The organism is Brevundimonas sp., assembly GCF_046293315.1.
GTDB lineage: Bacteria > Pseudomonadota > Alphaproteobacteria > Caulobacterales > Caulobacteraceae > Brevundimonas.
Map to the genome: position 1 here is coordinate 25,924 of NZ_JBKBPF010000001.1, position 21,255 is coordinate 47,178.

The window sequence follows — 21,255 nt, forward strand, 5'->3', positions numbered from 1 at the left end:
GGACAGACCAAGACGGCCATCGCCGCCGTGCGTCCGCCTGCGCCCGTTGACGGCCTGCAAACCCTTATCCTGATTACCGTACTGGTGCTTGTGCTTCTTGGAAGCGCGGGGCTGCACGCGACCTGAACTCAAACCTCAGGACCGCTCGCACAGCCCCGCTTCCCACCGGAAGCGGGGTTTTTCGTGTTTGGGCGGTCCGGATCAACCGGAACCGATGACGCAAAATTCTTCCCCACCTTCGTCCCCGCCCAACCGCCGTAGCGCGGCGGTGACGCGCGGCCCGAACCGGGCGGCGGCGCGCAGCTATCTGCGGGCCGCCGGCATGGACGACGCCGATTTCGAGCGGCCGATGATCGCGGTGGTCAACACCTGGTCGTCGGTGACGCCGTGCAACATGCATCTGGACCGGCTGGCCGACGACGTGCGTCGCGGCATCCGCGAGGCGGGCGGCTGGCCGGTGGATTTCAACACCATCGTCGTCACCGACGGCATCAGCATGGGCACGCCGGGCATGAAGGCGTCGCTGATCAGCCGCGAGGTTGTGGCCGACTCCATCGAACTGGCGGTGCAGGGGCATCAGCTGGACGGGGTCGTCTGCATCGTCGGCTGCGACAAGACCATCCCGGCTGCGGCCATGGCCCTGGCGCGCATGGATATTCCCGGCCTGGTCTACTACGGCGGCACCATCATGCCGGGCCGGATCGGGGAGAAGGAAATCTCGGTCCAGGAAATCTTCGAGGCCATCGGCGCCCACGGCGCCGGTGCGCTGGACGACGCCGGGCTGAAGGCGGTCGAGGTCGCGGCCTGCCCCGGCGCCGGGGCCTGTGGCGGCCAGTTCACCGCCAACACCATGGCCATGGCCCTGAGCGTCATGGGCCTGTCGCCCATGGGCGCCAACGACGTCCCGGCGGTCCATCCCGACAAGGGCGAGCAAGGTGAACGCTGCGGCCGTCTGGCGGTGGAGCTGACCGTCAAGGGGATCAGCGCGCGGGAGTTCATTACGCCCCGGTCGCTGATGAACGCGGCGGTGGCGGTCTCGGCCTCGGGCGGATCCACCAATGCGGTGCTGCATCTGACCGCCATCGCGGCGGAGGCGGGCGTGCCGTTCGGGGTCGAGGACTGCCACTTCGCCTGTGAGACCACCCCGGTCATCTGCGACCTGAAGCCGGGTGGGCAGTTCCTGGCCCACCACCTGTTCGTGGCCGGCGGCACGCGGCTGGTGGCCCAGCGGCTGGCATGGGCGGGCAAGATCGCCGACGCGCCGACCGTCTCGGGCCGCTCGCTGTTCGAGGAGGCCGCCGAGGCCGAGGAAGCGCCGGGCCAGAAGGTCATCACCGATTTTGACCGTCCGGTCATGGCGCGCGGCAGCTATGCGGTCATCTACGGCGACCTGGCCCCCGAGGGCGCGGTCATCAAGCTGACCGGCCACAAGGTCGATCGCTTCGAGGGACCCGCCAGGGTGTTCGACCGCGAGGAGGACGCCTTCGAGGCGGTCCAGTCCGGCGCGGCGGGCGAGGGCGACGTCATCATCATCCGCCACGAGGGGCCGCGCGGCGGGCCGGGCATGCGCGAGATGCTGCAGGTCACCGCCGCCCTGAAGGGCCGCAAGATCGAGAACGTGGCCCTGATCACCGACGGCCGGTTCTCGGGCGCGTCCTACGGCTTCGTGGCCGGGCATGTGTCGCCGGAAGCCGCCGTGGGCGGACCCATCGCGCGGGTCCGGGACGGCGACCGCATCACCATCGACGTCGCCAACCGCCGCATCGACGTGGACGCGGACCTGAGCGCTCGCCCGCCCTCGACGCCCGAGCGCGAGGCGCCGGTGGGCGTGTTCGCCAAATACGCCGTGCTGGCGGCCTCCGCCTCGCAGGGCGCGGTCACCATTCCCAATCCGCCGCCGGCGCGCACCGCCGATTCCTTCCAGGGCCGGCCTCGCGCCGCCAGCACCCAGACCGCTCACGAGGACGCCTGATGCCTATCACCATCTACACCAACGACGACATCCGGCCCGGCGCCATCGCCGGCCAGCGCATCGCCATCATCGGCTATGGCAGCCAGGGCCGCGCCCATGCCCAGAACCTGAAGGACTCCGGCCACGACGTGATCGTCGGCGTCCGTGAAGGCGGCAAGGGCTGGAAGAACGCGACCACGGACGGCGTGCCGACCGCCGAGCCTGCCGAGGCGGTCAAGGGCGCCGACATCATCGCCATCCTGACCCCGGACATGATCCAGGGCGAGGTCTATCGCGACATCATCGAACCGAACGCCAAGCCCGGCGCCGCCATCCTGTTCGCCCACGGCTTCTCGATCATCTACGACCGGGTCACGCCGCGCGAGGACATGGACGTCATCCTGGTGGCGCCCAAGGGGCCCGGCGATCTGGTCCGGCGTGAATATGCGCGCGGCCGCGGCGTGCCCAGCCTGTTCGCCATCGAGCGGGACGCCACGGGCAAGGCGCGGGACCGGGCCATGGGCTACGCCAAGGGCATCGGCGGCGCCACCGGCGGCCTGCTGGAGACCAGCTTCCGCGAGGAGACCGAGACCGACCTGTTCGGCGAACAGGCCGTGCTGTGCGGCGGCGCCAAGGAGCTGGTCATGTCCGGGTTCAACACCCTGGTGGAGGCCGGCTACCAGCCCGAGATCGCCTATTTCGAATGCCTGCACGAGCTGAAGCTGATCGTGGACCTGTTCTACGAGGGCGGCGTCACCAAGATGCACGAGTTCATCTCCGAGACCGCCAAATACGGCGCGGTCGCCTCGGGTCCGCGGGTGATCAACGACGAGACCCGCGCGCGCATGAAGGAGATCCTGGAGGACATCCAGTCTGGCCAGTTCGCCCGCCAGTGGATCGCCGAGAACGAGGCCGGCAAGGGCCAGTACGAGGCCTGGCTGAAGGCCGACTACGATCATCCCATCGAACAGACCGGCGCCCGTCTGCGCGAACGCATGGCCTGGCTGCACGCCGCCAAGTCCGAAGCGGCCTGAAGCCAGAGGATCGCTGAAAGCATCGCCATGACCGCCGCCGCCCTGAAACAGCCCGACGCCGCCGCCGCGACCCAGACCACTGGGCAGACGGGCGCGCGCCTGCTCGTCTCCAGCCTGGAGGCGATGGGCGTGGATGTGCTGTTCGGCTATCCGGGCGGGGCGATCATGCCGGTCTATGACGCCCTGACCGGCTCGTCCCTGCGCCACATCCTGGTGCGCCACGAGCAGGGCGCGGCCTTCGCCGCCGACGCCTATGCCCGCTCTTCGGGCAAGGTCGGGGTGTGCATGGCCACCTCGGGCCCCGGCGCCACCAATCTGATCACCGGCATCGCCAACGCCATGATGGATTCGGTGCCGATGGTCTGCATCACGGGCAATGTGGCCACCGGCCTGATGGGCACGGACTCGTTCCAGGAGATCGACATCCTGGGCTGCACCCTGCCCATCGTGAAGCACAGCTGGATCGTGCGCGACGCCGCCGACATTCCGTCGGTGGTGGCCGAGGCGTTCCGGGTGGCGAAGGAGGGCCGGCCGGGTCCGGTCCTGATCGACCTGCCCAAGGACATCCAGTTCGCCGAGGTCGCCCAGCCCTTTGCCGCGCCGATCTTCAACGACCCGGTGGAGGCGGCGGACCACGCCGCCATCCGCGAAGCCGAGGCCGCCATCCGCGCCGCCGAACGCCCCGTCCTGTACGTGGGCGGCGGCGTCAAGATCGCCGGGGCGGTCGACGAACTGCGCGCCTTCTTCGAGCGCACGGGCATTCCCGCAGTGGCCACCCTGAACGCCCTGGGCACGATCCCCACGGGCGCCCACGGCTTCCTGGGCATGATCGGCATGCACGGCACGCGGGCCGCCAACGAGGCGGTGCAGGAATCCGATCTGCTGGTGGTTCTGGGCGCCCGCTTCGACGACCGCGCCACAGGCAAGCTGGCCGAGTTCGCCCCCCACGCCCGCATCGTCCACTACGACATCGATCCGGCGGAAATCTCCAAGCTGCGCGAGGCGACCGTGGCGGTGGTCGGCGACCTGAAGACGACGGTGGCGGCCACCGATCCGGGGCCGCTGGCCATCGATCCGTGGATCATGCGCTGCATGGCCCGGGCCCAGCGCCACGCCGCCCGCTATGATGCACCCGGCGAAGGGGTCTATGCGCCGGCCCTGCTGAAGGAGCTGTCCGAGCGCGCCGGAGACGATTTCGTCGCCGCCTGTGACGTGGGCCAGCACCAGATGTGGGCGGCCCAGCACTGCCGCTTCTCGCGACCGGAGGCGCACCTGACCTCGGGCGGTCTGGGGGCCATGGGCTTCGGCCTGCCCGCCGGGCTGGGCGCCAAGCTGGCGCGCCCGGACGCCCAGGTGGTGACCATCGCCGGGGACGGCGGCTTCATGATGAACATCCAGGAACTGGCGACCCTGCGTCGCTACGGGATCAATCTGAAGATCGTCCTGCTGGACAACGCCTCGCTGGGGCTGGTGCGCCAGTGGCAGTCGCTGTTCTTCAACGAGAACTATTCCGAGATCGACCTGTCCGACAATCCGGACTTCGTCGCGGTGTCCCAGGCCTTCGGCGTCGAGGCGTTCCGGGTCGAGCGCCGCGACGAGGTCTCGGACGGCATCGCGCGCCTGCTGGCCGCGCCCGGACCGTGCCTGATGCACGTGGTGATCGATCCCCAGGAAAACGTCTGGCCGCTGGTGCCGCCGGGCAAGTCAAACGCTGAAATGATGGAGGGCGCGCAATGAGCGACACCATTCACATCCATATCGACCGGGCCGACGGCTCGCTTCAGCGGCTCATCGGCCTGGTGGAGCGCCGGGGCTTTCATATCGACGGCTTCAGCCTGACCGACGAGGGCGACATGCGCCGCGCGGCCATCACCGTGCGGGGCCGTGACGCGGGCCGCTGCACCCAGATCCTGGGCCGCCAGATCGACCGCCTGATCGGCGTCAGCCGCATCGAGCCTGCCGTCATCCAGTCGGAGGCCGCGTGATGGCTGTACCCACGCCCTCCCGAGTATCGCGCACGGCCCAGATCGCGGCGACGGACCCGAACCGCGTCCTGATCTTCGACACTACCATGCGCGACGGGGAACAGGCGCCGGGCTTCTCCATGTCGTCGGCCGCCAAGCTGAAGATGGCGGGGGTGCTGCGCGATCTGGGCGTCGACGTGATCGAGGCCGGGTTCGCCGCCGCCTCGCCGGGCGACGAGGAGGCCGTGCGCCGCGTGGCCGGCGAGATCGAGGGGCCGGTGTTCTGCTCCCTGGCGCGGGCCAGCGAGAACGACATCGATGCGGCCCACCGCGCCCTGTCCACGGCGCCCAGGGCGCACCGGCGATGCCACGTGTTCATCGGCACCAGCCCGATCCACCGCTCCGCCAAGCTGCGGATGACCACGGATCAGGTGATGGCCGCCGCGGTGCGTTCGGTGGCCTATGCGGCCAGCCTGTTCGACGATGTGGAGTTCTCGGCCGAGGACGCCTTCCGCACCGAGCCGGCTTTCCTGGCCGAGATCATGGAGGCCGCCGCCGGGGCCGGGGCCCAGACCCTGAACGTGCCCGACACCGTCGGCTACGCCACGCCGGAAGAGGTGCGCGAGCGCTACCGCTTTCTGAACGCGCGCATCCGGCCGCACCATCCGGACGTGATCTTTTCGGCCCACTGCCACGACGATCTGGGCATGGCGGTGGCCAACTCGCTGGCGGCGGTGGAGGGCGGCGCCCGGCAGGTGGAGGGTGCGATCAACGGCATCGGCGAGCGCGCGGGCAACGCCTCCATCGAGGAGGTGGTGATGGCCCTGAAGGTGCGCGGCGATCGTTATGGCGTCACCACCGGGGCGAACACGCCGCATCTGGTCCGGGCCTCCAAGATCCTGTGCGAGATCACCGAGACGGCCATCGCCCGCAACAAGGCGGTGGTGGGCGTCAACGCCTTCGCCCACGAGGCGGGCATCCACCAGCACGGCATGCTGGCGGACAGCCGCACCTACGAGATCATGCGGCCCCAGGACGTGGGCTTCGACGCTTCGTCCTTCGTGCTGGGCAAGCATTCGGGCCGCCACGCGGTGGCCAAGCGCGCCGAGGTGCTGGGCCACGCCCTGGCCGGGGACGTGCTGGCCGAGGTGTTCGCCGGCTTCAAGCGCCGCGCCGACGAGATCGGCGAGATCAACGACACGGAGCTGACGGCCATCATCGCCGCCGCCGCCGAACGACAGGAAAGACCCGCCTATGCCGCCGCTGGCTGACTACATCTGGATGAACGGCGAGATGACGCCCTGGGCCGACGCGAAGGTCCATGTCATGAGCCACGCCCTGCACTACGGCACCTCGGTGTTCGAGGGCATCCGCGTCTATGACACGCCGGACGGGCCGCGCGGGTTCCGCCTGACCGACCATGTGCGCCGGCTGTTCGACAGCGCGCGCATCTATCACTTCGCCCTGCCGTACACCGAGGACGAGTTGCTCGACGCCTGCAAGGCCATCGTGCGCGCCAACGGGCTGAAGGGCGCCTATCTGCGGCCCATCGCCTTTCTGGGCGAGTGCGGCATGGGGGTGACCCCGGCCAAGCCGCAGGTGGACGTGACCATCGCCGCCTTTCCGTGGGGCGCCTATCTGGGCGACGAGGCGCTGGAGAAGGGCGTGGACGCCTGCGTCTCGTCCTGGCAGCGGGCGGCGCCCAACACCATCCCGACCGGGGCCAAGGCGGGGGGCAACTATCTGTCGTCCTATCTGATCGGGCGCGAGGCGCGGGTCGGCGGTTTCGGCGAAGGCATCGGGCTGGGCGTGGACGGACGGCTGTCCGAGGGCGCCGGCGAGAACCTGTTCATCGTGCGGGAGGGGCGCATCCTGACGCCCTCGGCGGCGTCCTCGATCCTGATGGGCATCACCCGCGACACGGTCCTGGAACTGGCCCGGGACCAGGGGGTGGAGGTGGTGGAGCAGAGCCTGCCGCGCGAGATGCTGTACCTGGCCGACGAGATCTTCATGACCGGCACGGCGGCCGAGATCACTCCGGTGCGCTCGGTGGACGGGATCGCCACCCGCTCGAACGGACCAGGGCCGGTGACCAGGGCGCTGAACGCGGCCTTCCGGGGCCTGTTCACCGGCGACACGCCGGACCGCCACGGCTGGCTGGAGCCCATCTATGAGGGCGCGCCCGCGTCAGCGCGGGAGGCGGCGTATGCGTGACCTGAAACCTGTCTCCTCCCCCATGAAGCGCAGCGGAATGGGGGGGGGGACCGCGGCGGTGGAGGGGGCCCCCCCGCATCCACCGCACTTGGGACTTGCCCCCTCCACCACGCTGCGCGTGGTCCCCCTCCCCCGCTTGCGCAGGGGAGGAGACATGAGCGCTCCCCGCACTCTGTACGAAAAGGTCTGGGACCGGCACGTGGTCTCGCCGGAAACGGCGGAGACGCCCGCGGTGCTGTATGTGGACCTGCATCTGGTGCACGAGGTGACCAGCCCGCAGGCCTTCGCCGAGATCGAGCGGCGCGGCCTGACGGTGCGTCGCCCCGACCGCACCTTCGCCACCCTTGACCACTCGACCCCGACCCTGCCGGCGGGGCCGGACGGAGAGCGGCCCTACTACACCCCCGCCAGCAAGGCGCAGGTGGAGACGCTGGAGCGCAACTGCGCCCGGCATGGCGTGTCGCTGGCCGGATGGGATTCTGACCAGCGTGGCGTGGTGCATGTCATGGGGCCCGAGCTGGGCCTGACACAGCCGGGCATGACCGTGGTCTGCGGCGACAGCCACACCGCCACCCACGGCGCCTTCGGGGCGCTGGCCTTCGGCATCGGCACCTCCGAGGTGGGCCATGTGCTGGCGACCCAGTGCCTGCTGCAGCGCAAGGCGAAGACCCTGCGCGTGACCGTGGACGGGACCCTGACGCCGGGCGTGTCGGGCAAGGACGTGGCCTTGGCGGTGATCGCCGCCCTGGGGTTCGGCGGGGGCACCGGCTACGTCATCGAATATGCGGGCGAGGTGATCCGTACGCTGGACATGGAAGGGCGCATGACCCTGTGCAACATGTCCATCGAGGCGGGCGCCCGGGCGGGCATGATCGCCCCGGATCAGGTGGCGGTGGACTGGCTGCGCGGCCGCCGTCATGCCCCGCAGGGCGAGGCGTTCGAGCAGGCGGCGACGGACTGGCTGGGCCTGGCGTCGGACCCCGGCGCGGTGTTCGACAAGGAGGTCCGGCTGGACGGGAACGCCATCCGGCCCATGGCCACCTGGGGCACCACGCCCGACGCGGGCGTCGCCATCGGGGCGGCCCCGCCGGAGCCGAGATCGGACAATGACCGCAAGGCCCTGGCCTACATGGGCTTCGAGGCCGGGCGGGCGACCACCGAATATCCGGTGGACGTGGTCTTCATCGGCAGCTGCACCAATGGGCGCCTGCCCGACCTGCGCGCCGCCGCCGCCGTCCTGAAGGGCCGCCGGGTCAAGCCGGGGCTGCGGGTGCTGGTGGTGCCGGGCTCCGAGGCGGTGCGGCGCGACGCCGAGGCGGAGGGTCTGCACACGGTGTTCACCGAGGCGGGCGCCGAATGGCGCATCCCGGGCTGCTCCATGTGTCTGGCCATGAACGGCGACATGGTGGGGCCGGGCCAGCTGGCGGTGTCCACCTCCAACCGCAATTTCGAGGGCCGTCAGGGACCGGGCGCGCGCACCATCCTGGCCAGTCCGGCGACGGCCGCTGCCAGCGCTGTGATGGGCGTGCTGACCGATCCGCGGGTGTTCATGGGGGAGGAGCCCCTCAAGCAGACGAGCGCCGCGCGCGAGCCGGTAGGGGAAGCATGATGCCTGAACCTCTCAAGACCCTGACCTCGGGCACGGTCGTGTTCAGCCAGTCCAACATCGACACGGACCAGATCATTCCCGGCCGCTTCCTGACCACCACGACGCGTGAGGGGTTGGGGGCGCACGCCTTCCACGACTGGCGCTATGAATCCGACGGATCGGTCAAGCCGGAGGCGGTGCTGAACCGCATTGATCCGGCACAACACCGCATCCTGATCGCGGGGGACAATTTCGCCTGCGGCTCGTCGCGCGAGCATGCGCCGTGGGCCCTGCTGGACTATGGCTTCCGGGCGGTGGTCTCGACCTCGATCGCGGACATCTTCACCTCCAACGCCCTGAAGAACGGGCTGCTGCCCGTCGTGGTCAGCCAGGCGGTGTGGGACGATCTGGCCGCCCATCCGGACCAGCCGGTGACCATCGACCTCGAGGCTGAAACCATCCGCCGGGGCAATGCCGAGCCGACGCACTTCCGGGTGGAGGCCTTCGCGCGCCAGTGCCTTCTGGACGGGGTGGACGCCATGGGCTGGCTGGCCGCCCGACTGCCCGACATCGAAGCCTTTGAACGCCGACAACAGGAAACCGCGTGATGCCCCCCTTTCAGGACCATACCATCGTCGTTCTGCCCGGAGACGGGGTCGGCCCCGAGGTCGCCGCCGTCGCCCGCGATGTGCTCGACTGCGTCGGCGACTTCTACGGACACCGGTTCAACTATCAGGAGCACCTGATCGGCGGCGCGGCCATCGACGCCACGGGCGAGCCGCTGCCGGACGCGACCCGCGACGCCTGCATCGCCGCCGATGCGGTCCTGCTGGGGGCCGTGGGCGGCCCCAAATGGGATGGCGGCAAGCGGCGACCGGAGGAGGGCCTGCTGGCCATCCGCAAGGCCATGGGCCTGTACGCCAACCTGCGCCCGCTGCAGGTCTCGCCGGTGATGGCCCACCGCTCGCCGCTGAAGAAGGAGATCGTGGAGGGCGTGGATCTGATCGTCTTCCGAGAACTGACCGGCGGCATCTATTTCGGCGAAAAGACCCGGACCGAGACCTCGGCCTCGGACCTGTGCGTCTATTCGGTGGAGGAGATCGAACGGGTGGCCCGCGCCGCCTTCCAGACCGCCCGCCAGCGGCGCGGCAAGGTCACCTCGGTGGACAAGGCCAACGTGATGGAGACCAGCCGCCTGTGGCGCGAGGTGGTCACCCGCATCCACGCCGAGGAGTACCCCGAGATCACCCTCGAGCACGCCCTGGTGGACTCCATGGCCATGCACCTGATCAGGAAGCCGCGCGAGTATGACGTGATCCTGACCGACAACATGTTCGGCGACATCCTGTCCGACGAGATCTCGGTGCTGGGCGGGTCCATCGGCCTGCTGCCGTCGGCGTCGCTGGGGACCGAGGGGCCGGGGCTGTTCGAGCCCATCCACGGCTCGGCGCCGGACATCGCCGGGCAGGATCTGGCCAATCCGGTGGGCATGGTCCTGTCCGCCGCCCTGATGTTGCGCCACTCGCTGAAGCTGGAGGACGAGGCCGACGCCATCGAGGCGGCGGTGGCGGCGGTGCTGGCCGCAGGCGCCGTCACGGCGGATCTGGGCGGGGAGCTGGGCTGCCGCGCTGCGGGCGCAGCCATCTGCGACGCCATCCGCGCCATCCACTGGGCCGCCGCCCACCGGGTCCAGATGCACTGGGCCTGATCCCATTCGGGTTTCGCGCCCCGCCCCACGGGAACGCGGAAACCTTGCGCATCGACGCCCCCAATGCCGATGCGTGAGGTGAAGCCCTCGCCGGTTCCCTGAGCCACCGGCGGGGGCTTCGTTATTCTTGCCCTAACGCGCGGCGCGCGGCGCCGCGCTGCTTGAGGGCGTAACGCCCAGTTCTGACGCGCTGTTCGCAACGCCTCGCTGTTTGAGCGGGTCAGGGGGCGCTTTCGCGGGTGGCCAGGCTGGTCTCGAAATCCATGAAGATGTCGATCAACTCCTCCACCGAGACGCGCGGGGCGCCGGGGGCGAAGCGGAAGTTCCAGAAGCTGACGATGTGCCGCACAGCCCCGACCTGTTCGCCCAGGCGTGTGAACATGCGGGGCGCGTCCAGAAGGAATTCGCGAAAGGCCGTGGGGCGGCCGTCATGGGTCAGGCTGGCGTAGGCGCGATCGTAGACCTTCAGGGTCTCGATCGCCGTCTCGCAGGTTTTGAGAATTTTGCGCCGGAGAACCTGACGGCCGCGTTCGACGTAGAGGCGGGACTCGGCGTCGAGAGGGCCGACGGGCTGCATTGCGGCTATGGCGTCGGCCACCGCGCGGGCCTCTTTCAGGACCGTGGCGGCGGACCATTTGTAATAGAGGAAACCTTTCCAGCAGAACACGCCCTCGGCGTACTGCTCGGGCGCCAGCTGGAGCGTGTCGCCCAGGGGCTGCATGGCCGCGCCGTCGGTGTTGGACAGGATCTTCGACACCAGATTGGCGGTGGCGCGGGCCTGGCCGGGGGAGGTTTCCGTCGCCATGCTCATGGCCACCAGCGGGGCGATCTGGGCTTCCACGAAGCCGAACATGCGTTTCATGTCGCCCTCGGTCAGCTCGAAGTAGCAGCGCGCCACATCAAGGCCGCCGCGCTTGATCTGTTCGCGCAAAAGGAACGGGTCCAGCGACGGCAGCTGATCGATCAGGCGCAGGGTCTCAAGGTCGCGTTCGTCAACGGACAGGCCGAAGTACTCGCGCAGGGCCTGGTCGAACTTTCGCTGGCCGATGAAGATGAAGCGGCCGCCCAGACGCAGGTCGTCCAGGTCGATGGGCAGGATGATCTTGGTGGCCGACTGCCGATAGCCGTGGAACAGGTCCACCTCGTCGCGGCGCAGACGGTGCTTGATGATCAGGCCCCGGTTCAGGGCCGGGGTCTGGAACATGGGCTTGTCACGCCATTCGTCCGTCCCCCCGTGACGGCGCCAGACCGCGAGCAGGTTCAGCACCCGCGAGGTGGAGCCAAACGCCTGCAGGTTGGCCAGATTTCGGATCGAACGGTCGCTCATGGCCGCTGGTCGTGCCGGTATTCGACCGGTCCGGCAAGCCGACTTATCGCTGTTCGGCGATCAGGCGGTCGGCGATGGCGGCGGTGAGGTGGCCGTCGGGGGTCAGGCCGTTGGCCTGCTGCCATCCGCGCAGGGCGCGGCGGGTGCCGGAGCCGACGACGCCGTCGATGCCGCCCGGGTCGAATCCGGCGGCGGCAAGGGCGCGCTGGGCGCCCAGACGCTGGTCGCGCGACAGGGGCGCCTCGTCGGGCCAGGCGGCCACCAGACCCGGGCGGCCCGCGATGCCGTCGGCGGTCATGCCGATGGCCAGGGCGTAGGCCACAGAGTTGTTGTAGCGGCGGATGATGTAGTGGTTGGGCAGGGCCAGGAAGGCCGGGCCGGCAGCGCCCTGGGGCAGCAGGATAGTCGCGCCCTCGGCCTGTTCCGCCGTGGTGGGCGCGCCGCCGCGCGACAGAACCACGCCGCGCTGGGCCCAGTACGACCACGGTTGGGGCTCCCCCTCGGCGAGGGCGTAATCGAACCCCGGGGGCAGGGTGACTTCATAGTGCCAGCCCTGGCCACGCTTCCAGCCCGCGTTGTCCAGCAGGTTGGCGGCGGACGTCAGCGCGTCGGCGGGGGAGTTCCAGATGTCCACGACGCCGTCGCCGTCGCCGTCCACGGCCAGGCGGCGGTAGTTGTCGGGCATGAACTGGCTCTGGCCCATGGCGCCGGCCCACGAGCCCTTGAGGCGCGAGCGGGGGGCGCGGCCCTCGACGATGATGGTCAGGGCTTCCTTGAGCTGGCCCTCGGCCCAGTCGCGACGGCGGCCGTCGTGGGCCAAGGTGGCCAGGGAGCGGATCACGTCGTGGTCGCCCTGGACCTGGCCGAAGGCGCTTTCCTGGGCCCAGATGGCGACGAGGATCTCGCGCGGCACGCCGTAGCGTTGCTCGGCGGCCAGGGGGGCGGACATCAGGCGGTCCCGACCCTGGGCGATGCGCTGGGCGCTGACGGCGTTCTGGACATAGGCCCCGACCGGGCGACTGAACTCGGGCTGGTTGCCGTCCAGACGAATGACGCTGGGATCAGGAGACAGCCCTGCAAGCTCGCGCTCAAAGGCGGCGCGGTTGGCCCCGCTGTGGCGATCCAGGAAGCCCTGTTTCCAGCCTTCGAAGGACTGATCCTCATAGGGGACCGGCTGGACCGCCGCCGTGGCGGTCGCAGCAGCAGCCGCAGGCTGCGCCGACTGTGCCGTCCCCGCCGGCGGTTCGGGGATCATGGGCGCGCAGGCTGCGGTCAGGCCGATGAGAACAAGGCGAATTTTCATCGTGTGAGCCTACCGCGTTGCGTGCGGCCACCACAATCACAAGCGCGCGAAAGGAGAGCGTGGTTTCGCCGCCTTTTGGCCACGGCGAAGCCATGCCTGTCACCAGGCGCTAACCGTGAATGCTCGCCGTCCGTTAACCGGGCCGTGGTAGCGATCCCTCTCCTTGACGCGGCCTGGTGGCGGAGGGGCGACGCGGCGGATCGCAAATCCGCAGACCCTCCGTTCGACTCGGAGGCCAGGCCTCCATCTTTTTTTGCCCTAACGCTCGGCCCGCGGGGCCTCGCTGCTTGAGGGCATGGAGGCAGCCCTACCGCTCGCGCGGCGGGCGCGCGCTGCCTGAGGGGGAGGGGCGCTCCCTACTGCTCAGCTTGTGAAGATGGATTTCGGACGCTGGCGCTCGAAAAAACAGTGTCTGAATTGTCCGAATTGTTGGAATCGCCCTCCTCGGGCATCGTTGATGACGGGCATTATAGGGGCGGGTGAGGTGAGGGGGGCCAAACAGGGCGGAACGCGGTCGGGTTCGGCGCCGTTTCCCGTTGACAGGGCAGGCGCGGCTGACCTATAGGCCCGTCTCCCCGCCGCAGGTCCGCTTGCGGCGTTTCATTTTGTATCGCGCCCGACAGGTTCACGCCTCAGGGGCCACGAAGGAATGAGGCCATGAAGGTCCGTAGTTCTCTGAAGTCGCTGAAGTCGCGCCACCGTGACTGCAAGATCGTGCGCCGCAAGGGCGTGGTCTATGTGATCAACAAGACCGACCCGCGCTTCAAGGCCAAACAAGGCTAAGACTTTTTCGCGCCCTATCGCTTGGGACGCGCGCGCTCTCTGCTTGAGGGCGCGGCGTGGGTCCGCAGAGCGGCGGAATGATCCACAGGCCATGGACGGTTGTCCGTGGCCTTTTTCGCGTGTGGCGTTGAGCCCTGGCGGAGACGGCGCTAACCAAAATCCAACCATTCATGCCGCGCTCAAGCAGCGAGGGACCGCGTCCCGAGCGATAGCGCACTAGTAAGGACTTCCCATGGCCGACGACGCCACCTTCGCCAATCCCGACGTCCTGAACGCCTCGGCCCAGGGCCGCCTGCGCACCATCATCGAGCGCCTGGAGCGTCTGGAAGAGGACAAGCAGGCGATCATGGCCGACATGAAGGAGGTCTTCGCCGAGGCCAAGGGCGAGGGCTATGACGTGAAGACCCTGCGCAAGGTCATCCGCATCCGCAAGCTGGACAAGGCCAAGCGCCAGGAAGAAGAGGCGATCCTGGACCTCTATCTGGCCGCCCTCGGCGAGATCTGAGCTGAAGCGGTCCGGTTTCGGACGCAAGGACGGCGGCCTGCGCTCAAGCAGCCCGAAGGGCGGTAGCGCGCTAAAGAGCGGCTCAAGCAGCCCGAAGGACGACAGGGCGCCAAAGGACTCCCCCTATGAGGCTGCGAAGAAGGCTGCCCAGCGCTCGGCGCTGAACGCCCTGAAGCGCGCACGCCGCGCCGCCGACAAGGCGGGGGTGCAACTGTCTGACTGGGAGGACGAGTTTCTCGGCTCGGTGTCGGACCGGGTGAAGACCTACGGCCGCGCCTTCGCCGATCCCGAAAAGGGCGCGCCGGGCCAGTCGCTGTCGGCGATGCAGGCCCGCAAGCTGAAAGAGATCGCGAAGAAGGCGAAGGGGGAGAGCCGAAATCCTTCTCCCCCTGAGGGAAAAGGTGGCCGCCGGGGGCGGTCGGATGAGGGGTGAAACACCGCCTCATCCGGTTTCCGCGCAACAGACCAACCCACTCAGCACAGACCCGAGAAATCGAGTCTCACCCCTCATCCGTCAGGCTCCGCATGACACCTTCTCCCGCAAGGGGAGAAGGAAGGCGATCAGAACAGGATCTTCCTGAAGGTGAGGCTGACCGTGCGGCCTTCGGGATCGAGGAAGTCGGGCTGGTAGTTGACCGGCGTGGTTCCGTCGCTGGAGACGACGTCGGGTCTGGAATCGAACAGGTTCTGGACCCGCAGATTGATCCGCGAGCCTTCCAGCCAGGACCAGCGAGCCACCAGGCGTTCCTGGGCGCCCAGGTCCACGAAGGCGTTGATCCCCACCGTGGTGCGGTCGTTGAAGAACAGGTCCGGCCCGGTCCCGCCGTCGACGCGGGTTCCCTGGCTCCAGGTGGCGTTGGCGAACAGGCCCATGCCGTTCTTGAAGACGCCGCCCTGGGCCTGGATCTGGTGGCGCGGGCTACCGCCGCCCGCGTCGGTGGCGTCGCCGTCCAGCAGGTCCAGAATGGGCAGACCCGGGGCGATCAGGATCTCGTCCTGGATGCGCCAGGTGTGGAACACGGAGATGTTGTACCGGCCCTGACCCGGCTGCATGCCGCCGCCGCCGCCTCCCATACGTCCGCCGCCGCCCATCCCGCCGGGGCCGCCCTGACCGCCGCCACCCATGCGCATGCCGCCGCCGGGGGGCGGACCTTCGACTCCCTCACGGACGACGCCCGGGGCGCCGCCTGGTCCCTCAGCGGGAGCCGCCCCGTCCTGGGGCGGCACGGGGCGTCCCTGGCCCCGCTCACCCGGCCCTCGTTCACCCGGTCCTCGTTCGCCCTGGCCCCGTTGGCCCGGGCCGCGTTCGCCCTGTCCGCGAGCGCCGGCGGCCGGGGTCGCGGCCTGGGTCGGCTGGCCGAAGGTGCGCGAGAAGGTGAAGCCGGTGCGCAGGTCCTGGCGATCCACTTGCGCGAAATTGACGGGTCGGGCGTCCACGGCCAGCAGGGTCCCGTCGTCGTCGCGGGTGAACCGGTCCGGCAGGGCGGCTTCCAGGGCGGCAGTGACGGCCGGGAAACCGTTGACCTCGTTCTCGATGGAGGTCCGGGTCCAGGTCGAGGTGATGCGAAGCTGTTCATCCGCCAGCGGTTGCCAGTTGACCCCGGCGCGCCAGACCGAGCGGGTCGCGGCGTCCAGATCGGCGTTGCCGCCGGTGGTGCGGGTGACCAGCACCGTGTCGCCGGTGGAGAAGTCGAACACGGCGGTGTTGGGCGTGGCGATGACCGGATCGTTCAGTTGGGCGATGCCGGGGGCCTGATCCTGGCGCGTATAGCCGGTCAGGAACGACAGGCGGTTCGCCGGGCTCCAGTTCAGGTTCACCCCGAGGGTGTTCAGCCCCCCGAAGTCCGACACGTCCTCATATCCCGCGTTCAGATTGAGGGAGAGCGCACCCAGCAGGGAGGGGTTCTCGTCGTCACGCTCGAAGAGGGGGATGTCGAAGCTGGTCTGGGCGTTCAAGCGGTCGCGGGACAGCTCACGCTCGGTCTCGTCATCGCCGCGCAGGGACCAGGACTCCAGGGTCTGCCGGTCGGCGCCAAGGGTGAAGGTGGAGCGCAGGTCGCCGGCGGGCAGCTCCATCAGCGGGCCGGTGAACACCCCCTCGGCGCTGTACCGGCTGGTCACCGAATTCGCCAGATCGTCGGGCCGGCGGGTGAACTGGGCCGCGGTCAAGGGGCCGAACGGGCTGACAGTCGGATCGCCCGCGTCCAGCCGGTCCTGATAGGTGGCGACGTCAAAGCCCTGGCCCGTGACGGTGTCCCTTTCGTTGCGGGTATATTCGCCGTTGAAGCTCCAGCGCCAGTCGTCGCCGATAAAGCCGTCCAGCAGCACGCCCAGTTCGGCCTGCAGGCTGTCGGTGCGGGTGCTGAGGGCCTCGGGCGTGTCGAGGAAGCGGTAAAGGGTCACGTTCTGGCTGAAGGGCGAGCCGCCCACGCCCGTGGGCACGGACAGGGTCAGACCCGGGAGGCCGTTGAACCGCTCGGTGGTCTGATCCTCAAGGCTGGCGCTGACCGTGGCCTGGATGTCGCCCGGCAGGCCGCGCTTGAGCGTGGCGGAGATGGAATTCTGCTCGGTTTCGGGCTGCAGGGTGCGCCAGTCGCTGAGGTTGCCCCGGCCCGGCGGGCCATAGGCGCCGGCGAAGTCCGCGAGACTGGTTCCGCCCAGGGGCACAGGCGCGACGACGGCGGTCTGGCCGACGAGGCCGGAGAAAGCCGGGTCGATCTCGTCGCCGAACCTGGGCGCGGAGATGTTGCCGATCAGGTCGTAGGGGGTGGACCCGGGGTCGCGGACGATGTTGCGCTCGGTCTCGAACAGGGCGGTGTCGCGCTCGTGTTCGATGTCGATGGACCAGCGGTTGTCGCCGTCGATGCGCAGGATGTTGGCGTCGACCTCATAGCCCGAGCGGCCGCCGGCGGTCGGGGCGCGCAACTCGAGTTCCGTCGTGGTGGAGCGGAAGGGGTCCTTGAGGATGAAGTTCACCACCCGCTGGTCGGCGCGGTAGCCGAACTGCAGCGCCACTTCCTCAGGCAGGATCTGGACCCGCTCGATGGCCTCGGACGGCAGGCCGCGGATTTCCCGGAAGCCGGATATGCGCCGTCCGTTGACCAGGAACACGGGTGAGCCGCCGCGCGAGCTGGTGGTGACCGGGGACAGGAACTCCAGCAACTGGGCGATGTCCGAGGCGCCGTAGGCCTGGATGTCGGCGGCGTTCAGTTCCAGCTCGGGCGCGATGTCGGTCTGCACGTCGCCGCGACGGCGGGGGGCGACGATGATGAGCTCGGAGACGGAGGTGACGCCGTCGTCATCAAGAATCGGGTCCTGGCCGGCGTCCTGGGAAATCCCGGTTTGAACGAGCAGCGCGGCCAGCCCGGTCAGGGCCGTGGTCGAGAGAAGCATAGGTGCGTATCCGGTCTGGGGAGGGGCCGGGGGGGTTCGTCTGGGCCGCGAACCTTGCCGACCCCCCGGTTCAATGACCGTCTAACGCGTCAATTGCGGCGATTCCGTCGCTGCAGGATTGCAACGGCCTAATTTGGCGGACGACGCCTCAGCCCGCTTCCCGGAGAACGCCTTCCAGACCCTGTTCGCGCACCTTGCGATACAGGGTGGAGCGGCCGATGCCGAGGCGCCGCGCGATCTCGGACATGTGGCCCGCATAGACCTCGATGGCATGCTGGATCAGGTCGCGCTCGATGTCCTCGAGCGTGCGGACATGGCCCTTGTCGTCGAGGATGCGCACCGGGGCGTCGGGCAGGGCCAGATCGGACAAGGCGTGGTCGGCGCGGCGCGCTTCGGGCCGGGCCTCCGCCTCAGGCATGGGCGCGGCCACGCCGGAGATGGCGGGGAAGTCGTGGGGCTGCAGCCAGGGGCCGTCGGCCAGGACGATGGCGCGATAGACCGCGTTCTCCAGCTGGCGCACATTGCCGGGCCATTCGAAGGCGGTCAGCAGGGCCAGGGTGTCCGGCGCGGCGCCGGACACCCGCTTGCCTTCCTCGGCGTTGAAGCGGGCGATGAAGTGGTCGATCAGGGCCGGGATGTCCTCGCGCCGCGCGCGCAGGGCGGGGGCCTCGATGGGGAAGACGTTGAGGCGGTAGAACAGGTCCTCGCGGAAGGCCCCGGCCTTCACCTGGGCCTCGGGGTCGCGGTTGGTGGCCGAGACGATGCGCACGTCCACCTTGACCGGGCGCTTGGCGCCGACCGGGTCGATCTCGTTTTCCTGCAGGGCGCGCAGCAGCTTGACCTGCATGTCCAGCGGCAGCTCGCCGATCTCGTCCAGGAACAGGGTGCCGCCATCGGCCTCGCGGAACTTGCCCAGGGTCTTGTCGACCGCGCCCGTGAAGGCGCCCTTCTCGTGGCCGAACAGGATGGATTCAATCAGGTTCGCGGGCAGGGCGCCGCAGTTGACCGCCACGAAGGGCTTGCCGGCGCGCGACGAGGCGCCGTGCAGGGCGCGGGCGATGACTTCCTTGCCGACGCCGCTCTCGCCCGTGATCAGGACGGGAATGTTGGAACTGGCCGCGCGGGCGCCCAGCGCCTTGACCATGCGCATGGGGGCGCTGTCGCCCACCAGATCGTCGAAGGAGGTGCGGCCCGAGACCTGACGGCGGACGCGGCCCACCTCGGCCACCAGCTCGCCCATCTGCAGGGCGTTGCGGATCGAGATGAGGATGCGCTCGGGGCTGGCGGGCTTGATGAAGAAGTCCTGGGCCCCGGCCTGCATGGCCTTGACCACGGTGTCGATGCCGCCGGACGCGGTCAGGATGATGACCGGGGCGCGCACGCCCGCGGTGCGCATCTCGGCGAGGGTCTCCATGCCCGACAGGCCGGGCATGACCATGTCCAGCAGGACCACGTCGGCGCCGCCGCCGCGCGTCATGCGGTCGATGGCCTCGCCGCCGTTTTCGGCGTGGACGACGTTGTAGCCTTCGCGGTCGAGAACCGCCTGAACCAGCCTGCGCTGGGTCGGGTCGTCATCGACGACCAGCACCGTCTTGGCCATGGGAGCCACCCTTCATCATCAACCGTACGGCCGGTCCTCGTTGATCGGGACTGGCTCGTTTCGGGACGGTTTTAGGCCCAAGGGGGTGAAGATCGGGTTTAAGCGCCGCAGTCGGCCCGACGGGTCAGAGGAATGTTGACGCCGTCCACCGTCAGGTCGGGCAGAGGCGACGGGGCGAGGGCCAGGCCGCCGCGCAGCAGGTCGCGGGCGTCCTGTTGTCGTGGCCTGCAGGCGTTGACCTCATAGGCCCCGATCTCGCGCCAGCTGTCTTCGATCTGCTGATAAACGGCCAGACGGTAGGCGTTGGCCACGAGCCATTCCGTCGCCCCGTCGCCGTCCAGATCGCGGGCGGCGGCGAGACAGTCGCCTTCGCTCCGGCAGTTCGCGCGTTGGTCGCCCGGCGCCTGATCGTCGAAGAAGTCCTCGGGCAAGGCGGGCGAGCCCGGCAGCACCTCGATGTCGACGCGAGGCGCGATCTGATCGAGGGTGTAGCGGTCCGCGACGTCGCGCGCCTCTCCGGCCCTGCGGGCGATCTCGGGGTCATCGGCGGCGGCGAGGCGGTCCAGCGCCTGCAAGCCGGAACGGCCCGCGTCGAAGCGCAGGAAGGCGTAGTCGAAATCCTCGGCCGACACCCGGCCGGTCTCGAGCCGGCGCATCTGGTCGGCGACGGACAGGCGGGTCGGGTCGGCGATGGGGGTGAACAGGGCCAGGATGGCGAAGACAGTGGCGACGGCGGCGATGACGTTGGTGCGTTCCAGCGGGCGCATCCATGGCCCCGGCCGCACGGCGGCGAAGGCGTAGCCCGCCGCATACACGACGCCCAGCAGCACGCAGGTCAGGGCGATGATCCGTTCGGGCGTCAGGCCGTGCTGGCCGATGCGCAGGCCCATGCCCCACAAGGCCAGCCCCATGAGCGGCGCGAGCAGCACGCCGCCCAGCCGCGCCGTCCACTGCAGGGCCACGTGGGGCCGTCCGTCCGGCTCGCCGTCCTGATAGGCGGCGTTGATCAGGATGATGAGGGCAGCGGCCGCGGCCAGCATCAGGCTGGTCCCATAGCCTTCATCCCACAGACGCCCCACGCCCGCGAAGGGCAGGGCGAGAATGAACCCGGCGGTCAGCACGGCCATGACCGGCAGCAGCCACGACAGCAGCATCAGCACCACGGTGCGCACGCCCCGGATCAGACCATCCTTGACGTCCGTCAGGTGGATGGCGGCGGCGAAGGCCAGGGTGGTGACGGGGATGGAGAACCAAGGCTGCTCGATCAGCCGGCGCAGGAAATCCAGCCCGATCATGTTGAACAGCCCGGCGCCCAGCAGAAGCAGCAGCCAGAAGGCGCCGGTGAAGGCGACCGACAGGGCCAGCTGCACCCCGGCCTTCCAGGCAGTGTCGAAATAGACGGGATAGGGCGCGATGCGCCGCCGGGTCAGATCGGCGGGCAGCAACAGATGGTGCAGGATGAACAGGATGGCGACGCCCGCCGGGAAGATCAGCGCGCCGAACCAGGTGGACATGGCTGCGCCGTCGGCCAGTTCGCCCCGGGCCGCCCACCACCCCATGAGGGCGATGATCGCCGTGGCGACCGCCAGCCATATCGCCAGGGTGCGGGGGCGAAAGCGCCCGACCCCGCCCAGCGCCGTGACCGGCAGCAGCAGCATGACCAGCACAACCGGGACGAACAGCATCTCCACCGTCGCAGGCCAGGTCTTCGCCTCGGCGCTGAGATAGAGCAGATAGAGCGCCAGCCCCTGGATCAGGCCGATGATCAGCCGGGTCCAGCCCAGACGCCGGCCGTCCGGCTCCCGGTCCGCGATCTCGTTGGCGCCGAAGATGGTCATGGCGTTGTCTCCCTGGCGCCCATCTGGACCCAAATGCGGGACGGGCG

At 69.4% G+C, this 21,255-nt stretch carries 17 protein-coding genes and 1 tRNA gene; 13 read left to right on the forward strand and 5 right to left on the reverse strand.

Annotation, left to right across the window (positions count from 1 at the left end; genetic code table 11):
* Window positions 1–214 precede the first annotated feature (214 nt).
* From ACK4SE_RS00100 to leuB, 9 genes are all read left to right on the forward strand, one after another.
* Window positions 215–1,972, forward strand: a complete 1,758-nt coding sequence (locus ACK4SE_RS00100) for a dihydroxy-acid dehydratase (protein WP_409686952.1) — start codon at window positions 215–217, stop codon at window positions 1,970–1,972.
* Entirely contained in the window at window positions 1,972–2,985 is a 1,014-nt protein-coding gene (gene ilvC, locus ACK4SE_RS00105) for a ketol-acid reductoisomerase (protein WP_409686955.1), read from the forward strand. Before ACK4SE_RS00100 ends, ilvC begins: the two co-directional genes overlap by 1 nt.
* 27 nt (window positions 2,986–3,012) lie before the next feature.
* On the forward strand, window positions 3,013–4,722 hold the full coding sequence (ilvG, locus tag ACK4SE_RS00110) for an acetolactate synthase 2 catalytic subunit (protein ID WP_409686958.1): 1,710 nt from the start codon (window positions 3,013–3,015) through the stop codon (window positions 4,720–4,722).
* Entirely contained in the window at window positions 4,719–4,970 is a 252-nt protein-coding gene (locus ACK4SE_RS00115; protein WP_409686960.1) for an ACT domain-containing protein, read from the forward strand. The genes ilvG and ACK4SE_RS00115 overlap by 4 nt, the downstream gene beginning before the upstream one ends.
* On the forward strand, window positions 4,970–6,220 hold the full coding sequence (locus ACK4SE_RS00120; protein WP_409686963.1) for a 2-isopropylmalate synthase: 1,251 nt from the start codon (window positions 4,970–4,972) through the stop codon (window positions 6,218–6,220). The genes ACK4SE_RS00115 and ACK4SE_RS00120 overlap by 1 nt, the downstream gene beginning before the upstream one ends.
* Window positions 6,204–7,163, forward strand: a complete 960-nt coding sequence (locus ACK4SE_RS00125; RefSeq protein WP_409686966.1) for a branched-chain amino acid transaminase — start codon at window positions 6,204–6,206, stop codon at window positions 7,161–7,163. The genes ACK4SE_RS00120 and ACK4SE_RS00125 overlap by 17 nt, the downstream gene beginning before the upstream one ends.
* 154 nt (window positions 7,164–7,317) lie before the next feature.
* The gene (gene leuC / locus ACK4SE_RS00130; protein ID WP_409686969.1) at window positions 7,318–8,772 is read left to right on the forward strand and encodes a 3-isopropylmalate dehydratase large subunit; all 1,455 of its coding nucleotides are present in this window, start codon (window positions 7,318–7,320) and stop codon (window positions 8,770–8,772) included.
* Window positions 8,772–9,359 carry a 3-isopropylmalate dehydratase small subunit gene (gene leuD, locus ACK4SE_RS00135; protein ID WP_409687853.1) on the forward strand — a complete coding sequence of 196 codons (588 nt, stop codon included), beginning with the start codon at window positions 8,772–8,774 and terminating at the stop codon, window positions 9,357–9,359. Before leuC ends, leuD begins: the two co-directional genes overlap by 1 nt.
* Entirely contained in the window at window positions 9,359–10,459 is a 1,101-nt protein-coding gene (leuB, locus tag ACK4SE_RS00140) for a 3-isopropylmalate dehydrogenase (RefSeq protein WP_409686972.1), read from the forward strand. Before leuD ends, leuB begins: the two co-directional genes overlap by 1 nt.
* A 220-nt stretch (window positions 10,460–10,679) precedes the next feature.
* Here leuB and ACK4SE_RS00145 read toward each other — a convergent pair whose 3' ends face one another.
* Entirely contained in the window at window positions 10,680–11,786 is a 1,107-nt protein-coding gene (locus ACK4SE_RS00145; RefSeq protein WP_409686975.1) for a hypothetical protein, read from the reverse strand.
* Between the two features lie 43 nt (window positions 11,787–11,829).
* Window positions 11,830–13,089: a lytic murein transglycosylase gene (locus ACK4SE_RS00150; protein WP_409686978.1), complete on the reverse strand. Its 1,260-nt coding sequence runs from the start codon at window positions 13,087–13,089 to the stop codon at window positions 11,830–11,832.
* 170 nt (window positions 13,090–13,259) lie between these two features.
* On the opposite strand from ACK4SE_RS00150, the gene ACK4SE_RS00155 reads away from it, so the two are divergent.
* The 4 genes from ACK4SE_RS00155 to ACK4SE_RS00170 all read left to right on the forward strand — a co-directional run bounded on the left by ACK4SE_RS00155 (window position 13,260) and on the right by ACK4SE_RS00170 (window position 14,810).
* Window positions 13,260–13,335, forward strand: a tRNA-Cys gene (locus ACK4SE_RS00155).
* A 411-nt stretch (window positions 13,336–13,746) separates the two neighbouring features.
* Complete coding sequence (gene ykgO, locus ACK4SE_RS00160) at window positions 13,747–13,872, forward strand: type B 50S ribosomal protein L36 (RefSeq protein WP_292103933.1); 126 nt, start codon at window positions 13,747–13,749, stop codon at window positions 13,870–13,872.
* A 232-nt stretch (window positions 13,873–14,104) separates the two neighbouring features.
* A complete protein-coding gene (locus ACK4SE_RS00165) occupies window positions 14,105–14,377 on the forward strand; it encodes a DUF2312 domain-containing protein (RefSeq protein WP_409686981.1) in 273 nt (90 codons plus the stop codon).
* A gap of 160 nt (window positions 14,378–14,537) precedes the next feature.
* Window positions 14,538–14,810 (forward strand): hypothetical protein, encoded by a 273-nt coding sequence (locus ACK4SE_RS00170; protein WP_409687856.1) that lies wholly within the window; start codon window positions 14,538–14,540, stop codon window positions 14,808–14,810.
* A 128-nt stretch (window positions 14,811–14,938) separates the two neighbouring features.
* Here the strand turns inward: ACK4SE_RS00170 and ACK4SE_RS00175 are convergent, their stop codons facing one another.
* From ACK4SE_RS00175 to ACK4SE_RS00185, 3 genes are all read right to left on the reverse strand, one after another.
* On the reverse strand, window positions 14,939–17,770 hold the full coding sequence (locus ACK4SE_RS00175; RefSeq protein ID WP_409686983.1) for a TonB-dependent receptor: 2,832 nt from the start codon (window positions 17,768–17,770) through the stop codon (window positions 14,939–14,941).
* Between the two features lie 148 nt (window positions 17,771–17,918).
* Complete coding sequence (locus ACK4SE_RS00180) at window positions 17,919–19,370, reverse strand: sigma-54-dependent transcriptional regulator (RefSeq protein ID WP_409686986.1); 1,452 nt, start codon at window positions 19,368–19,370, stop codon at window positions 17,919–17,921.
* A 98-nt stretch (window positions 19,371–19,468) separates the two neighbouring features.
* Window positions 19,469–21,208: a DUF4153 domain-containing protein gene (locus tag ACK4SE_RS00185; RefSeq protein ID WP_409686989.1), complete on the reverse strand. Its 1,740-nt coding sequence runs from the start codon at window positions 21,206–21,208 to the stop codon at window positions 19,469–19,471.
* Window positions 21,209–21,255: the final 47 nt, after the last annotated feature.

Excerpts from the sequence above, each read along its gene's own strand:
- leuB (WP_409686972.1), top strand. The coding sequence starts at position 9,359 with ATGCCCCCCTTTCAGGACCATACCATCGTCGTTCTGCCCGGAGACGGG.
- ACK4SE_RS00125 (WP_409686966.1), top strand. The coding sequence starts at position 6,204 with ATGCCGCCGCTGGCTGACTACATCTGGATGAACGGCGAGATGACGCCC.
- ilvC (WP_409686955.1), top strand. The coding sequence starts at position 1,972 with ATGCCTATCACCATCTACACCAACGACGACATCCGGCCCGGCGCCATC.
- ACK4SE_RS00100 (WP_409686952.1), top strand. The coding sequence starts at position 215 with ATGACGCAAAATTCTTCCCCACCTTCGTCCCCGCCCAACCGCCGTAGC.
- leuD (WP_409687853.1), top strand. The coding sequence starts at position 8,772 with ATGCCTGAACCTCTCAAGACCCTGACCTCGGGCACGGTCGTGTTCAGC.
- ACK4SE_RS00115 (WP_409686960.1), top strand. The coding sequence starts at position 4,719 with ATGAGCGACACCATTCACATCCATATCGACCGGGCCGACGGCTCGCTT.
- ACK4SE_RS00185 (WP_409686989.1), bottom strand. The coding sequence starts at position 21,208 with ATGACCATCTTCGGCGCCAACGAGATCGCGGACCGGGAGCCGGACGGC.
- ACK4SE_RS00150 (WP_409686978.1), bottom strand. The coding sequence starts at position 13,089 with ATGAAAATTCGCCTTGTTCTCATCGGCCTGACCGCAGCCTGCGCGCCC.
- ACK4SE_RS00175 (WP_409686983.1), bottom strand. The coding sequence starts at position 17,770 with ATGCTTCTCTCGACCACGGCCCTGACCGGGCTGGCCGCGCTGCTCGTT.
- ACK4SE_RS00165 (WP_409686981.1), top strand. The coding sequence starts at position 14,105 with ATGGCCGACGACGCCACCTTCGCCAATCCCGACGTCCTGAACGCCTCG.
- ACK4SE_RS00145 (WP_409686975.1), bottom strand. The coding sequence starts at position 11,786 with ATGAGCGACCGTTCGATCCGAAATCTGGCCAACCTGCAGGCGTTTGGC.
- ACK4SE_RS00180 (WP_409686986.1), bottom strand. The coding sequence starts at position 19,370 with ATGGCCAAGACGGTGCTGGTCGTCGATGACGACCCGACCCAGCGCAGG.
- ilvG (WP_409686958.1), top strand. The coding sequence starts at position 3,013 with ATGACCGCCGCCGCCCTGAAACAGCCCGACGCCGCCGCCGCGACCCAG.
- ykgO (WP_292103933.1), top strand. The coding sequence starts at position 13,747 with ATGAAGGTCCGTAGTTCTCTGAAGTCGCTGAAGTCGCGCCACCGTGAC.
- leuC (WP_409686969.1), top strand. The coding sequence starts at position 7,318 with ATGAGCGCTCCCCGCACTCTGTACGAAAAGGTCTGGGACCGGCACGTG.
- ACK4SE_RS00120 (WP_409686963.1), top strand. The coding sequence starts at position 4,970 with ATGGCTGTACCCACGCCCTCCCGAGTATCGCGCACGGCCCAGATCGCG.